The organism is Bacillus sp. Medicinal_06, assembly GCF_056711665.1.
On sequence record NZ_JBWYHD010000005.1, the window covers coordinates 23727 to 39202 of the forward strand.

Below are 15476 nucleotides of genomic sequence, written 5' to 3' on the forward strand. Positions count from 1 at the left end.
ATCTAATTTACAATAAAGATGTTTAAAAACGCAAATCATCTTATTCCATTAAACGACCATATTTTTTAAGAATCAAGGCAAGAAAACTTGATTAAAAAGGCTATATGATCTACCAAAACATATAGCCTTTTTTAGTGTTGACTCTTACCTTAGAGGATACTTTAGTATAAAGAGCATGGAAAGGAGGAAATAGAGCTGTATACCGTTAATGAAGTTGCAAAACTATCCCATACAACAGTAAAGACGTTACACCATTATCACAAGATAGGTCTTTTGATTCCAGAGCAAACGACAGAAGCTGGATATCGTTTATACGGAAAAAAGGATTTAGAACGACTACAGCATATTCTTTTTTACAAAGCGCTGGATTTTCCTCTTAAGGAAATTAAACAATTATTAGATGGTAATATCGACAGAGAGAATACGTTGATTAAGCAAAGGGATTTACTAGAGCAAAAGATCAATCAATTTAAAGAACTAATTGATACGATCAATTTCTCCATCAAAAATACTAAAGAAGGAGTCGATTTAGATATGGCATCAATGTTTAGGGGTTTTAAAACTGAAGGAGAATGGCAAGAAGCATTAAAGGGTCAAAGCGAACATTTGAAAAAAGAATATGATTTTGATTTGACGAATCAAACTATTGATGTAGAATCAATGAATGATTCCGCCATTGAAGCAAAATCATTTAATGAAGATATGATTAAATTCTTACAAGAAGGTGTCTCCGCAAACGACCCAAAGGTTTTCGAACGGGTGAAAAAACATCTATCCTTTTTAGAAAAAGATGGTCATCCATCTACATCACACGATTTCTTAAATCAAACTGAGCTATTTATTGTAGACGACTTTCACAGAAACATGTTTGAACAATGGCAAGTAGGTTACACTTATTTTCTAAACAAAGTGGCATCTAACTATTTGTCAAGTCAACAATAATGATGATAACGAGTAAATAAATTAAAATATTCCCTTCTTCATAAAAGGACGCGATCGCGGTATAAAGATTGAATTTTTAAACAATTTAATCGTTACACCCATGAGTTCCTAATCAGTGATTATACAAGAAATTAAACAACTTTAAAGAGCCTTGCTACAATAAAATATGCAAGGCTCTTATGTATTTCATAACAAAATTCAATAACTATATTATCGCTTTACATAATACTTTATTTTAATATAATCCATCGTCAATTTATGACATATAATAGCGAATCTAAATCTTTATTCTATAAAATAAGATGTGAATAGAAGGAAGAATATATGACTGGATTATAAATCATATGCAAAATAACGATAAAGATTCATTGTTCAACTGGGAAACCGCTGCTCCTCACGCATATTTAGCCGTTCCGAGAGCAGAACACTTTGTCCCCCTTTTCATCACTATGGGGAGCAGTAATGCTGAAGGAAAAGTCATTCACCGTAGCTATGAACTTGGAACATTAAGTTATCTTTGCTTACAATTTTAACCGTTTTAAAACAAAAAAGGATGAAGTACCGTGCGCTTCATCCTTTTTACCCCTATATAATTAACCTCATTAACTAACTTCCAAATGCTCTTTTTCTGACACCACTGTACCTTTACTATGAAAATATACCCAAATGCAGGCTATAAATAGAAGCGAGGATGTAGAAAAGAATACATATTGAAACCCGGCATGTGCCGCAATCTGTCCTCCGAGTACTGGTCCAATCATATTTCCTAAAAACTGAAAGGATTGATTATAGCCAAAGATACATCCAGTTACATGATGTGGTGTATGTTGTTTTAATAGAGTTTGTACAGAAGGTAACAATCCAGCTTGTGCAATCCCTAATAGAAAACGCAGTATTAATAATTGCCAAGCAGCTGTCACAAATGCTTGTGGGATAAAAAGAATTCCTGCAAAGAACAATGCTACAACTAAAGTTTTTTGAGGACCAATATGATCCGATAATCTTCCTAGTTTAGGAGCTGCTAAAATGACGGCTAAACCTGTTGCAGATATCACCGCCCCCGCAATCATTTCAATATGATCCGTATGAGGACCCGCTAAATGTTTTACATACAACGTAACAATAGGTTGTATGGACATATTTGCAAGTTGAATCATAAAAGTTGCTACAAACAAGCTCATAATAAAATGTTTTGCTGGAACCATCGTCCACACTTTTTCCGGTTGCGCTTTTTTTGCTTGAACAGAATGATTCGATTCATGCAAGAAGAAAAAGACGATTATGAAGGAAAGAAACAAAAAGGCTCCTGTAACTAAAAATACGTGACGCATTCCAATGAGTTCGGATAAGTATCCACCAAGCATTGGTCCAAGTAAGGAACCACTTACACCACCTGTTGATATAGTAGAAATTGCCCAACCTGAATGTTCTTTCGGTGTTTCCGCTGCTATAAATGTCATTGCAGTCGAAAGAAACCCTGACACTGCCCCCATTAAAAAGCGAAGTGCGACTAATTGATACACATTTGTGACAAAGCCCATGAGTGTCATAATCATTGCCATCCCCAGACTCGCACGAATAAGCATCAATTTCCGACCATGTATATCACCAAGTTTTCCCCATATTGGCGATACAATCGCGCCCATTAAAAAAGTTACACCGAATGCAATTCCCGACCACTGTGCAATTTCGGATGTACCCGTTACGCCTAGATCTTCAATATAAAAGGATAAGAATGGTATCACTAAGCTCATACCTGCTGCCGTAGTAAAACAACCAAGCCAACAAATCATTAAATTCCTTTTCCAGCTGGCCATTTTCACACCTTCTTTCTTAGATACCCATTCTACACCCTTTTTGTTAAAAAGTTTAGCAATATGATTCATAGATTAAACGTCATGTGCTTAAAGAAAATTTAAACAAAAATAAAAATTGCTAATAAGGGTATACCTTTATTAGCAATTTTTATTTTTAACTAGAATGTACTACATCTTCCATCATGAACGATTCGAGTTGATTCAAAATTTGTACCAATTTATGAATAGCTTGTTCCATAAATTCACCATAAGTTGTTCCATTTGACATATAACCTAAAAACTCTTCCGTACGATACACTCCATTTAATAAAGCCTCCTGCATTTGAATGTCTTTCGGAATCCTTACTTCGTCTTGTTCGTAGCATAAGCCAATTGCAAGTAAATAGGCAATTGGAGGTAAAACATGATCCCCAAATTCAAAAATAAATGAAGTTTTCAAAAGTGGATTTAAATAGGAGTATGTTTCATTTTTAAACTCTATACCTTTAAAAAATGGATGTTGGTCATACTCTTCTCGAATTCTTAAAAAGTCTGTTATGGAAATCTCTCCATACTTCTGAACATGTTGTATTAAACTCGTCTCGAATAAATGAACCCCATATGTAGATAAGACAACTTGATGTACTCTTTTTACATACTGACTTGCAATTTCTTGCCTTAATTCTAAACTTATGTCCCTATTCTGTAACATTGCCTGAACACAATTAAATTCAAAGTAGTATGCCATAATTTCATTTAATAATTGAGTACTATCATCAAAGAATGTATGTTCATAACTTTGATTAAAATATGCATGCCCTAACTCATGACACAATATAAATAAACTATCTACATCTTCATGATAGTTAAACAAGATTCTACTTTCTTTTCTATTTGGAAAATAGTATGTTTTATTCACTTCAATTTCATTGTAGACTTGTACAAGGTTATATTGAAACATTCTTTCAATATGACTAATCCAGCGTTCTTGTCCGATTTGTTTTAAACTACTGAGCATTATTTCTTTTGCTTCATCAATAGAAATGACACTTCGTTCTTCTTGGTTATAAGCTAAAAAATCCGCTTGAATTTCTCCTGTTGAATTTGGAAATATAATCGATAAACTTTTCGTAATAAGAGTATGGAATTTCTCCTGTAATTTCTCCTCAAATGTATGTAATGTCTCTTTTCCAACTCCCAATACTTCCATATAGTATTCAGGTGTTTCCAAAGACAAATACGCTTGCTTACTCTTTGTAAAAAACTGAAGAATTTCATTTCCTTTGCTACTTAGTACCTCGTAAACTTTTTTCTGCACTTCTTTCTTTTCTTCATAATCCTTCAATTCATGCATCATGCCAAAAACTTCAGATATTGTATACGTCTCACCTTGATAGACAATTTTAAACTCGCGAATAATTTGTAAATACCTTTCATACTCTGCTGTATTCCCATTCTGTCCCTCTATGTTATGTAAAATTTGAACGAAATTATTATACTGCTCCTCTAATTGCAATATCGACAATTGATTCATATGAAGTAAAATGTCAAAAATTTGATGCATACATAAAAGGTCAACTTCAACTACTTTTGGAAGTATAGAATTTTCAGCAGAAATTAAAGTGGAAAGTTCCTCTATTTTCCACTTTAATTTCTCTTGTTGCAGAGGCATAATGGTTTGCAGTGAATGAATAAATGGATTGTGGGGAATGAATTTATCATTAGCTGACATATGAAAGTTTATAAAATCAAAGCTATATACACTTTTCATTGCACACTCATCATCCGTTATATCAGCAAATAAAATTCGACTAATAATAAGTGAAACAGCTAAACCTTGAATAATCGTTCCTCTATTTTCTCGAATGATATATTCTGTATCATAATTTTGAAAGCTTTTCTCTAGTATTGAAGTGGCATCGTTGCTATTACTTATATGCAATACTTTTACAAAATCATTATGATACCCCATTAAAAAATACTTCATTCCCTCTTCATCACAATAATTCATGATGTCTTTATGTAGCTGTAACGAAGATTCATCAAAGCATCCAAAAATATAATTTACCTCACTTAATTGCAATTGTAATAAATCGTTAAGCGTCTCTATTTTCTTATCAAATACTTGAATTTTTACATACGGATCTATTTTTTCTATTCTCTCTTGAATAACATGTATTTTTTTCTTTTTAATATCTTTTGTTTGAAAAATAGTTTGCGCTCTAATGTTTTTAGGATGAACCGTATCAAAATCGATTACAATAATCTCCCCAACTCCAAGTTTTGATAACGTCATGCATAATGTTGCCCCAATCGTACCCGCTCCGATAACAATAGCCTTTACTTTCTTCATCTTATGAACAATTGAATCTGCATGTTTCGTACGATCGTGGGTACTGAAATAGTTAAAATTTCTTAGATTAAATAACAGTTCTTCTTTATCTCCATCGCAACGCTTTTCATATAGAAGTTGATTTTCATTTATAAACTGAATAATATTTTGTAGTTCTTCATCATCTATTCCATTCCTGTTCTTCCATTCATGTATTTGTTCACGAACATCTCCTGAAGGATTTTCTAAAACTTTCAATAATGACCATAGTTTTTGAAACTCATTTACTTCAATAATTCGCTCTTCTCCGTCATAATAAACAATTTCATTTTTATTAGGATATCCCCTAAAATTCAAACTTGTTTTCAACCTCATATTCTTCTCCCCATTTCATTGAAAAAGAAGGTGTTTACACACCTTCTTCTTTTTCAAACTAGCATAATAACAAACAAACACATTGGTTATCTCGTTGCGTAGCTTTTTTAATTTTCACAGTTAGTTTCATTTGAATACCCCCTTTTTTCACAAATTGGTAATACAAGGGTATATTAACAATAATTACCTAGATACCTCAACCTAATTTAACGTATTCGGAATTTTCAGATGTTGAGAAAATGTTTTCTCATGTCTATTACTTCTCCTGATTTACCATTTATTTCCCAGTCACAAACCGTTGAAACAAGAATGTTTTATATTTTATCAAGTGAAATATTTTATTCTGAAAATATAATATTTCCAAAACATTTTACTACCAATATTCTTATTTACACTTAGAGGGCAAAAATTCAATTAAATATAAATAAGGTTTTAATCAGTCGTTCTCCTTTACTGATTAAAACCTTATAAAATTACGTTATTGTAATTGGTATTAATTGAGCCTGACAGCCTTCCTCATAAAATTCAAGTGGACCTGCTTGACCAATAATTGCATATTCATAACCAATTTGCTTCATGTCAGACAAGCATCGATGTAACAGTTCTCTTCCCACACCTTTTACACGATGATTTTTAGCTGTTCCCATTGGTCCAAATAGCCCTTTCTTTCCTCTTACAACATCATAACAGGCAAAACCAATTATCGTTTCATTTTTCTTTGCAATGTAAATTGGCGGTTCTTTATATTCTCGAAAACCTTTATTCACCGTTCCGAACCATCTTTCGCCAAATTCATTCATAACAAACTGAAGAAGCTCTTCCAAATCAGATTGATTTGCCCGATTAATATTGCAAATTAAATCATCCATACTCGGTATTTTATAATTTTTCAAATCTACAGTCATATCTCTTGGTACGGAAACAATGTGTAAAATCCTTTGTCTCATATCTTCTCCTATTAAATTTTGAATCTCCTCATCTCGCTGAAGGATTACGCTTACAATATGTCCTTCATTTACATATACTTGATTAAACCTTTCCATTTTACGTTTAGCTAATTGTAATATCTCCATTGTCTTATAAGAAACATTGTACTCTTGTACTTCTATATATCTTTTATCTTGAAATTCCGTCTGTTGTAATTGTTTGAATTTCGCTACAAAATCTATTCCTATAGAATGAAATAAATACATATACAATTCACCACAAACTCCTGTTCCTTCTTTACACGCCCCTATAAATAAATCTAGGGGTTGAATAATATGCTCATGGTATTCAGCTTCTTTGCTTGCAATTTGAAAAATCCTATTTACTCGTTTTGTAAACTTAAATTCTTTCATATGTATTCTTCCTTTATAGTAATTGTTTAAATGTAAACCTAGCTCCCGTATTATCAGAATCAATATCCCATTCAATATCCATCTCTTTCGCCATAACAGCAATAATGGATAATCCAATTCCTACACCTTTGTTTGGCGAATGAGCATTTTGAAAACCTGGCCCATGGTCAACAACTGTAATTGTTTTTTCCTCATGGTTTACATATACTCCTATAAATTTCCCATCACCTGCATGCCTAACTACATTTTGAATTACATTATCTATAATTCTTTGAAACCAATTTTCATCGATATTCCAAAATAATTGCTTTTCTGGAATCACAATATCAATCTCAAAGCCTTTCTCATCTAATATATCATACCATGATGCAACAAGTTTTCTCGTTAAACGTGTCATTTCCGTTTGCTCTGGATGATACGGATATTTTCTTGCCGTTATTAATGAATACGATAGTAAGTTCTTCATCCGTGTCTGTCTCAACAATCCGGTATTCTTTCATAAATACTTTTAAATGTTTCACATGCTGCACTTCTGCTCCATCTTTGTTGTACCGTCTTAATAAAACTTCAATACGTGCCATCAACTCTTTTGGGTGGAATGGTTTTGTTATATAATCATCAGCAAATGTTAATCCATATATTTTATCTTCTAATGTTGTTCTTGCAGTTAGCATAATAATCGGGATATCTGGGTATTCCCGTTTAAAACGTTGACCTAGCGTAAAACCATCAAGCCCTGGCAGCATAACGTCTAAAACAATGACATCTGCGATTTCACATACTTCATTCGTACCCTTCTCTGAAGTAAACCATGTAACTTCATACTCTTGTTTCTTCAACTCTCTTTTGACCCATTCTCCAATCTCATGATCATCCTCAACATACAAAATATGTGTCATTTTTTCACCTTCATATATAAATTTAACCCTCCTCTTCCATCATAAGGAATACTACACAATTTGAAAACTAGTACACTCCAAAATTAGGGGATACTGTATAAATTTAAACAAAACTTAAACTCTTCTAACATTATCATTAACCTTTATTTCCTATACTTCATTTGAGGTGATAGGAACATGACTTATATTTTGAAAACGACTGGGTTAACAAAAAAATATCGGAATGATTATGTAGTACATAACGTAGATTTAAAAATTCCAAAAGGAGAGATTTATGGATTTCTCGGGCCTAACGGAGCTGGTAAAACAACCAGCATTCGCATGCTATTAGGCCTTATTAAGCCAACACAAGGAAATGTCGAGATATTTCAACAAGATTTGGCAAAAGAACGTTTATCTATATTATCTAAAATTGGAGCTCTCGTTGAAAACCCATCTTATTATGCCCATCTAAATGCCATTGAGAATTTAGAAGTTTACCGGATTTTGAGAAATGCTCCGAAAGAAAAAATTGAGGAAGTACTGCAGATTGTCGGTTTACAACATGCTGCCAAGCAAAAGGTAAAAGAGTATTCATTAGGAATGAAACAACGGTTAGGAATTGCCATTGCCTTACTTGGCGATCCGCAGCTATTAATTTTAGACGAGCCGACAAATGGACTTGATCCAGAAGGGATTCACGAAATTCGTATGCTAATTAAACAACTGGCGAAAGAAAGAGGGATTACCATCCTTATTTCTAGTCACTTATTAAGTGAAATTGATCAAATGGCAACCTATGTTGGAATCATTGCAAAAGGCAAGCTTATTTTTCAAGATAAAATAGGAAGATTGCGTCAGCACGCTCATCGTTCTATTACACTTATGACAGACAAACCAGATTCAGCTTGGAAACTCATTCTCTCTAAAGGGATTCCTTCTATACAAGAGGAAAAACAAATTATTCTATCAAACGTCTCAAATGAAACTATTAGCAACATTGTAAAAATACTTGTAACACATAACATTTCTGTATTTCGAATTGAAGAAAATAAAAAGTCACTTGAAGAGATATTCTTACAGCTTATAAAGGAGGAAGAGACACATGTACAAACGCCTCTTTCAATCTGAGTTTTTAAAAATAAAAAGGAAGTGGATTTGGTTTTTAATCTTTTTAGGACCAATAGGTGTTATTTCCCTTCAAGCATGTAACTTTTTTCTCCGCTATGATTGGTTAACAGAGAAATATGCGAAAGACTTATGGGGAGGTCTTCTTTCTGAGGTTCAACCTCTTGCTTTAGTAACCTTGATATTAGGTACTACTATTATTACTTCTTTAATCGCTCACATAGAGCATCATTCTAGTTCATGGAAACACCTCTTATCCTTACCTATTAATAAGCGACATATTTTTCTAATAAAATTCATACTGGTATCTTTCCTACTTACTGTTTCTTGTTCTTTATTATTGATTGGTATAGTTGGATTGGGTTTAACATTACAATTCGATGATTCAATTCCATGGTTTTCTATATTTAAAATAAGTTTCTATCCTTACTGGTCGGCACTACCAATTGTAGCTCTTCAATTATGGATTGCCATCATATTTCAAAACCAAAGTATCGCATTTACAACCGGACTTTTAGGAACTATTTTCACTATGTTTTCAGTAGCGCTTCCCAATTGGTTTATATGGAGATGGCCAAGCCTACACATTGACTGGGGACCCCCATTTCTATGTGTAGCAATAGGTCTAATCGTTGGTATATGTATGTTATGTATTGAAACAGCCGATTTTACTAGAAGGGATGTGCATAAATAATGCTTTGGCTTAAAAGTATACAAGCTGAATTTTATAAAATAAAAAAAACTAAAATATGGGCATTACTATTTTTAAGCCCAATTTTAGCAGGAGTAATAGCTTATGCGAATGCCTCGAACTATCCCGATTATAAACAACATTGGGAGTTAATTTATAATATCATGGTAGTGGTGCATGGCACGTTACTTCTCCCATTATTAACAGGTATTTTCACTGCATATATTTGCCGATATGAACATTCAAACGGTGGTTGGAAACAACTTTTAGTACAACCAATAGCAAGGTATCACACCTATATCATAAAATTTTTCTTTATTCTTTTATTTGTAGGTACAATGCAACTTCTCTTCATCATAAGCTATGTTAGTGTTGGACAACTGTTGCATTTATCTAGTCCTTTTCCACTTATTCCTACACTTAAAGGTATTACAGGAGGGATAATCGCCACTTTACCTCTAATTGCTTTACAATTATGGGTGTCAACCATCTGGTCCAGTTTTGCTGCACCGATTGCTTTAAATGCTATAGCTTCTATACCAGCTCTAATGATTGCAAATTCCGAAAGATTTGGTCCTTTTTATCCATGGGCACAACCATTTCTAGCTATGCTTCCTAAAGAGGACTCACAACTATTTTATATTTCTTTTGAAACACTCGTATTTGTCGTAATTGGTAGCTTTGTTATTTTATTTATAGGCGGATTCGTTCATTTTATGAAAAGAGCATATTAACCTTTCACATACCAATAGCCCAAAGCTATTTAAAATAGTTTCGGGCTATTCAACATAACTAAACCTACAAATGATATCCATACATAATAGAAACAATTATTCCAACTACTAATATCCCCGGCAATAAATTCGCTACTTTAATTTTAATAAAACCAAGTAAATTGAGTCCAATTGCGAAAATCATAATCCCACCAGTCGCAGTCATCTCGACAATAAACTGATTCATTAGCTTCTCTGGTACAAAACTATTAATTTGCGTTGCAAAAATTGCAATACCTCCTTCATATAAAATAACTGGTATTGCTGAAAATAGTACGCCTATTCCAAGCGTTGTCGTTAATATAATAGAAATAAATCCATCGATAATTGCTTTTGTAAACAGTACATCATGATTCCCCCGGATACCGCTATCTAAAGCTCCCAGTACTCCCATTGCTCCAATAGCAAAGATGAGTGTCGCTGTTACAAATCCGAGAGATATACTACCTTCCCCTTTTGAGCCAACCTTTTTTTCTAACCAATCTCCTAAACTCTTTAACTTCTCTTCTAACTCCAGCCATTCTCCAAGCACTGCACCAATAACAAGACTTATAATGACAACAAGAAAGTTTTCACTTTTCAATCCCATTTGAAGACCCAGTACAGTAACAGCTAAACCAATTGTATGCATCACTGTCCCTTTCATACTTTCTGGAATATTACTTAATAGTTTACCTAATATAGTACCAATTATGATACAAATTCCGTTCACGACTGCTCCTAATATAACCATTATGTTTTCTCCATCCTCTTCAACCATTATTTTCATATCTAACATACAACAAAATACAAGAAATTTTAACAGAATTCTCGAAACTTTGTAAGTGAAATTTACTTATGTATTGTATTCTTTCATCGTTTCATGTTACCGTAATATTGCATACACTATGAGATGAGCTCTCAATACATACCTATAATCTAACAGAAGCATCTTTCATCCTACATATCATGTCTAGCATACATAAACGATTAAGCACTTACTTACTTACTTACTTACTTACTTACTTACTTACTTATTATATGAAACTCTTATCAAAGGATTTTCTAAAAGTCAGTCATTATATAAAATGAAAAAAGGAAAGATAACTATGACAACTTTATTTAAACGATTTATTTTAATAGTAATTCTTATTACACCGATTGTTTTATTGATAAATAACTCCTTTACATCAAAGGCAAAAGATGCAGCTGGAGTAGAAAGTAAAAAAGAAAAAACAAAGAAAGACGAAAAAAAGAAAAAAGAAGATCCTGAAATTACGCTTACATTTTCTGGAGACACAATGTTCGATTGGCAATTGCGCCCCGCTATCCAAAAAAATGGTGCTGATTATCCATTCCAACATGTAAAAGATGAAATAACAAAAGCTGATATTTCCTTTATAAACTTAGAATCTGCATTTACAACACGAGAGAAAAAAATCCCTGGTCAGCTATTCTGGATTAAAAGCGATCCTTCCACCTTACAAGCTATTAAAAACACAGGCTATGACATTGTGAATATTGGTAATAACCATACCCTTGACTATGGACAGGATGGTTTAATGGATACGATCTCTCACGTAGAAAAATTAAAACTTCCTTATATCGGAGCTGGAAAAAATACGGATGATGCATACACAGCTAGGGAAATTACAGTAAAGGGAAAAAAATTCAAATTCCTTTCCTTTGTACGCTTTATGCCTGACTTTACCTGGGTAGCCGGTAAAGACAAACCAGGCGTTGCAAATGGGTATGACATCAATCTAGTAACAAAAACAATCCAAGAACAAAAGAAAGATGCCGATTATCTGATTGTATATATGCATTGGGGTGTTGAAAAATCAAATAGACCTGTAGATTATCAAAAACAATATGTTCCGAAAATGGTTGAGGCTGGCGCTGATGCGATTGTTGGAAGTCATCCACATTGGTTACAAGGATTTGAATACTACAACAAAGTCCCTGTCGCTTATTCGCTAGGAAACTTTTTGTTCCCTAACTATGTAAAAGGAAAAAGTGCTGAAACAGGTGTATTAACCCTTACCTTTAAAGGAAAAGATGTACAAATGTCATTTAATCCTTACATCATTCGTAATGATCAAATTTCAACAGTCACTCCTGAGGAAAAGAAAAAAACATTGCAATATTTACAAACCGTTTCAACTGATGTAGAAATTGATGAAACTGGAACAATTAAAAACAAACGTAGTTAGAAAAAAGGAAGCTTTATACTAAAAAGCTTCCTTTCTTTTTGTATATTAAATTAACAAATCAAACAAAACAGGATTTTTATTTAGCTCCATAAATTGAATATTATTTTCTTGAAAACGGGTAATTAACGGCTCATAATCTTCTTTATGTTTTAGTTCCACCCCAACAAGCGCAGGCCCATTTTCTTTATTGTGCTTTTTAATATACTCAAAACGAGTAATGTCATCCTCTGGGCCTAAACCTTTATCTAGAAATTCTCGTAATGCTCCAGAACGTTGTGGAAATTCAATAATAAAGTAATGCTTTAACCCTTCATAAATGAGAGAGCGCTCCTTCATCTCTTGCATTCTATCAATATCATTGTTTCCACCACTTAATATACAAACAACAGTTTTTCCTTTCAATTCATCCTTATAAAAATCGAGTGCGGCAATGGAGAGAGCACCAGCTGGTTCCGCAACAATTGCATTTTTCTTGTACAATTCTAAAATCGTTGTACAAATCTTTCCTTCAGGAACTAATACAATATCATCCAGTACTTCTTTACAAGTTTCAAAAGTTAGTTTTCCTACTTTTTTAACTGCTGCACCATCAACGAAACTATCAATTTTTTCTAGGGCGACGTTTTCATTTTGCAAAAAAGCTTCTTTCATCGATGCTGCTCCTTTTGGTTCTACACCGATTACTTTTGTATCAGGGCTCACACCTTTTACATATGTACCAATACCTGACGCTAAACCACCGCCACCAATTGCTGTAAAGACGTAATCAACATGTTTCTCCATATCATGTAAAATTTCAACAGCGACCGTTCCTTGGCCCGCAATTACATATGGATCATCAAATGGATGTACAAACGTCATGCTATTCTCCTCACAATAACGCTGCGCTTCTTGGAAAGAGCTATCAAATGTGTCTCCAACTAACACAATGTCTGCATAAACACCGCCAAAAAATTGTACTTGAGATACTTTCTGCTTAGGTGTTGTTGTCGGCATAAATATTTTAGACTGAATCTTCAATAAATTACACGTATAAGCAACCCCTTGCGCATGATTACCAGCACTCGCGCATACAACCCCATTTTGCAATTGTTCTTTCGATAAACTTTGAATTAAATTGTACGCTCCTCGAATTTTAAACGAACGAATGACTTGTAAGTCTTCCCGTTTCACATATACGTCACATTCATATTTCTCAGATAAAACTGAATCTCTTTGGAGCGGTGTTTTATTGACGATATCCTTCATATGATTATGAGCCACAAGAATATCTTCGATTTTTACTCTCTCCCTTACATTTTGCACCATCTCGTATCATTCCTTATCTCTTTTTATATGGATTTAATCTAGATTTTGCATTTTTAGCACTGCACCTGTATTCGCTGATGTTACCATTTGTGCGTAACGTCCAAGCCATCCTGTTTTCACTTTTAACTCTGGTTTTTTCCATTCTTTTCTACGTTTTTCTAGTTCTTCATCACTTACTCTCACTTCAAGTAAACGTTCCTCTACATCAATACATACGATATCGCCTTGCTCTAGAAGTGCAATTTCTCCGCCAGCAGCAGCTTCCGGGGAAATATGTCCTACTGAAATACCTCGTGATGCACCTGAAAAGCGACCATCTGTTAGTAGTGCAACATCTGCACCTAACCCCATACCTGCAATTGCTGAAGTTGGTGCTAACATTTCTGGCATACCAGGGCCACCTCTTGGTCCTTCATAACGAATAACAACAACATCTCCTTTTTTCACTTTTCCAAGCATAATCCCTGCAAGCGCCTCGTCTTGAGATCCGAAAATAACACATGGTCCTTCAAATCGTTTTACCTCTGTTGCACCACTTTTAATGACAGCACCATCTTTTGCAAGGTTTCCTTTTAATATACGTAGGCCACCTTCTTCACTATGAGGATTTTCAAGAGAATGAATGACTTCTTTGTCTTGAATTTCTGCATAGGCAATGTTTTCCCCTAATGTCTGTCCGGTAGCTGTAATACGATCTAGGTGAAGGACACCTTCTTTTTTACTTAATTCTTTTAAAATAGCACTGATGCCACCCGCACGATCAATGTCTTCCATATGCCAATTGGAAGCTGGGCTCACTTTACATAAATGTGGCACGCGTCTTGAAATTGCATCGATTCGGCTCATATCATAATCAAGTCCCGCCTCTTGTGCGATTGCTAGTGTATGTAATACCGTATTCGTTGATCCACCCATCGCCATATCTAATGCAAATGCATCGTCAATCGCCTCTTCTGTTACGATATCTCTTGGTTTAATATCGCGTTCAATTAATACTTTTAATTTTTCAGCTGCTTGTTTAATTAATTCTTCCCGTCTTGGATCCGTTGCTAAAATGCTACCATTACCAGGAAGTGCAAGTCCTAATACTTCACATAAACAATTCATTGAATTTGCAGTAAACATACCTGAACAAGAACCACAAGATGGACAACCGTTATCTTCAATATCCTTTAACTCTTCTTCTGAAATTCTTCCAGATTGATAGGCTCCTACTCCCTCAAAAACGGAACTTAGATCCACTACTTCTCCTTTCGATGTTTTCCCTGCAGCCATTGGACCACCGGAAACAAATACAGTTGGAATGTTAATACGCATAGCGGCCATCATCATACCTGGTGTAATTTTGTCACAGTTCGGAATACAGATCATCCCATCAAACCAATGTGCATTTACTACCGTTTCAACTGAATCAGCAATAATCTCACGGCTTGGTAACGAATAACGCATACCGATATGCCCCATCGCAATCCCGTCATCTACCCCAATTGTATTAAACTCAAATGGAACCATTCCCGCTGCACGTACTGCTTCTTTTACAAGCCGACCAAATTCATTTAAATGTTTATGCCCTGGAATAATTTCAATAAAAGAATTACAAATCGCTACAAATGGCTTATCAAAATCCTCATCCTTTAAGCCAGTTGCTTTCAATAAACTCCGATGTGGTGCTTTATCAAAACCTTTTTTAATCATATCGCTTCTCATCTTTTTCAAATCCC

Annotated in this window: 13 protein-coding genes and 1 pseudogene; 6 read left to right on the forward strand and 8 right to left on the reverse strand. The window is 34.1% G+C overall.

Annotation, left to right across the window (positions count from 1 at the left end; genetic code table 11):
• Window positions 1-195: 195 nt before the first annotated feature.
• Window positions 196-942, forward strand: a complete 747-nt coding sequence (locus AC1M36_RS13035) for a MerR family transcriptional regulator (protein ID WP_479846024.1) — start codon at window positions 196-198, stop codon at window positions 940-942.
• A gap of 326 nt (window positions 943-1268) precedes the next feature.
• Window positions 1269-1475 (forward strand): annotated as a pseudogene (locus AC1M36_RS13040) (dioxygenase); the annotation flags it as partial.
• Window positions 1476-1544: 69 nt separating this feature from the next.
• Here AC1M36_RS13040 and AC1M36_RS13045 read toward each other — a convergent pair.
• The 5 genes from AC1M36_RS13045 to AC1M36_RS13065 form a co-directional block, all read right to left on the reverse strand.
• Window positions 1545-2759: a multidrug efflux MFS transporter gene (locus tag AC1M36_RS13045; RefSeq protein WP_336451986.1), complete on the reverse strand. Its 1215-nt coding sequence runs from the start codon at window positions 2757-2759 to the stop codon at window positions 1545-1547.
• A gap of 154 nt (window positions 2760-2913) precedes the next feature.
• A complete protein-coding gene (locus AC1M36_RS13050; RefSeq protein ID WP_479845946.1) occupies window positions 2914-5445 on the reverse strand; it encodes a ThiF family adenylyltransferase in 2532 nt (843 codons plus the stop codon).
• Between the two features lie 473 nt (window positions 5446-5918).
• The gene (locus AC1M36_RS13055; protein WP_336451974.1) at window positions 5919-6785 is read right to left on the reverse strand and encodes a GNAT family N-acetyltransferase; all 867 of its coding nucleotides are present in this window, start codon (window positions 6783-6785) and stop codon (window positions 5919-5921) included.
• 13 nt (window positions 6786-6798) lie between these two features.
• Window positions 6799-7182: a sensor histidine kinase gene (locus AC1M36_RS13060; RefSeq protein ID WP_336451973.1), complete on the reverse strand. Its 384-nt coding sequence runs from the start codon at window positions 7180-7182 to the stop codon at window positions 6799-6801.
• Entirely contained in the window at window positions 7142-7684 is a 543-nt protein-coding gene (locus AC1M36_RS13065) for a response regulator transcription factor (RefSeq protein WP_336451972.1), read from the reverse strand. Before AC1M36_RS13065 ends, AC1M36_RS13060 begins: the two co-directional genes overlap by 41 nt.
• A gap of 177 nt (window positions 7685-7861) precedes the next feature.
• On the opposite strand from AC1M36_RS13065, the gene AC1M36_RS13070 reads away from it, so the two are divergent.
• Genes AC1M36_RS13070 through AC1M36_RS13080 form a run of 3 tightly spaced genes read left to right on the forward strand, consistent with a single transcriptional unit; the run spans window position 7862 to window position 10216 of the window.
• Window positions 7862-8794 (forward strand): ABC transporter ATP-binding protein, encoded by a 933-nt coding sequence (locus AC1M36_RS13070; RefSeq protein WP_431612900.1) that lies wholly within the window; start codon window positions 7862-7864, stop codon window positions 8792-8794.
• Window positions 8769-9485, forward strand: a complete 717-nt coding sequence (locus AC1M36_RS13075; RefSeq protein WP_431612899.1) for an ABC transporter permease — start codon at window positions 8769-8771, stop codon at window positions 9483-9485. The genes AC1M36_RS13070 and AC1M36_RS13075 overlap by 26 nt, the downstream gene beginning before the upstream one ends.
• The gene (locus AC1M36_RS13080) at window positions 9485-10216 is read left to right on the forward strand and encodes an ABC transporter permease (RefSeq protein ID WP_479845947.1); all 732 of its coding nucleotides are present in this window, start codon (window positions 9485-9487) and stop codon (window positions 10214-10216) included. Before AC1M36_RS13075 ends, AC1M36_RS13080 begins: the two co-directional genes overlap by 1 nt.
• A 64-nt stretch (window positions 10217-10280) precedes the next feature.
• Here the strand turns inward: AC1M36_RS13080 and AC1M36_RS13085 are convergent, their stop codons facing one another.
• Window positions 10281-10988 (reverse strand): DUF554 domain-containing protein, encoded by a 708-nt coding sequence (locus AC1M36_RS13085; protein ID WP_336451968.1) that lies wholly within the window; start codon window positions 10986-10988, stop codon window positions 10281-10283.
• Between the two features lie 355 nt (window positions 10989-11343).
• Between AC1M36_RS13085 and AC1M36_RS13090 the strand changes: the two genes are divergently transcribed.
• Window positions 11344-12447, forward strand: coding sequence for a CapA family protein (locus AC1M36_RS13090; protein ID WP_336451967.1), 1104 nt, complete (start codon window positions 11344-11346; stop codon window positions 12445-12447).
• 45 nt (window positions 12448-12492) lie between these two features.
• Here AC1M36_RS13090 and ilvA read toward each other — a convergent pair whose 3' ends face one another.
• Entirely contained in the window at window positions 12493-13755 is a 1263-nt protein-coding gene (ilvA, locus tag AC1M36_RS13095; RefSeq protein WP_336451966.1) for a threonine ammonia-lyase IlvA, read from the reverse strand.
• A 33-nt stretch (window positions 13756-13788) separates the two neighbouring features.
• A complete protein-coding gene (ilvD, locus tag AC1M36_RS13100) occupies window positions 13789-15462 on the reverse strand; it encodes a dihydroxy-acid dehydratase (protein WP_431612897.1) in 1674 nt (557 codons plus the stop codon).
• Between the last annotated feature and the right edge of the window lie 14 nt (window positions 15463-15476).

Excerpts from the sequence above, each read along its gene's own strand:
- AC1M36_RS13085 (WP_336451968.1), bottom strand. The coding sequence starts at position 10,988 with ATGGTTATATTAGGAGCAGTCGTGAACGGAATTTGTATCATAATTGGT.
- AC1M36_RS13060 (WP_336451973.1), bottom strand. The coding sequence starts at position 7,182 with ATGACACGTTTAACGAGAAAACTTGTTGCATCATGGTATGATATATTA.
- AC1M36_RS13055 (WP_336451974.1), bottom strand. The coding sequence starts at position 6,785 with ATGAAAGAATTTAAGTTTACAAAACGAGTAAATAGGATTTTTCAAATT.
- AC1M36_RS13070 (WP_431612900.1), top strand. The coding sequence starts at position 7,862 with ATGACTTATATTTTGAAAACGACTGGGTTAACAAAAAAATATCGGAAT.
- AC1M36_RS13080 (WP_479845947.1), top strand. The coding sequence starts at position 9,485 with ATGCTTTGGCTTAAAAGTATACAAGCTGAATTTTATAAAATAAAAAAA.
- ilvA (WP_336451966.1), bottom strand. The coding sequence starts at position 13,755 with ATGGTGCAAAATGTAAGGGAGAGAGTAAAAATCGAAGATATTCTTGTG.
- ilvD (WP_431612897.1), bottom strand. The coding sequence starts at position 15,462 with ATGAGAAGCGATATGATTAAAAAAGGTTTTGATAAAGCACCACATCGG.
- AC1M36_RS13065 (WP_336451972.1), bottom strand. The coding sequence starts at position 7,684 with ATGACACATATTTTGTATGTTGAGGATGATCATGAGATTGGAGAATGG.
- AC1M36_RS13045 (WP_336451986.1), bottom strand. The coding sequence starts at position 2,759 with ATGGCCAGCTGGAAAAGGAATTTAATGATTTGTTGGCTTGGTTGTTTT.
- AC1M36_RS13090 (WP_336451967.1), top strand. The coding sequence starts at position 11,344 with ATGACAACTTTATTTAAACGATTTATTTTAATAGTAATTCTTATTACA.
- AC1M36_RS13050 (WP_479845946.1), bottom strand. The coding sequence starts at position 5,445 with ATGAGGTTGAAAACAAGTTTGAATTTTAGGGGATATCCTAATAAAAAT.
- AC1M36_RS13075 (WP_431612899.1), top strand. The coding sequence starts at position 8,769 with ATGTACAAACGCCTCTTTCAATCTGAGTTTTTAAAAATAAAAAGGAAG.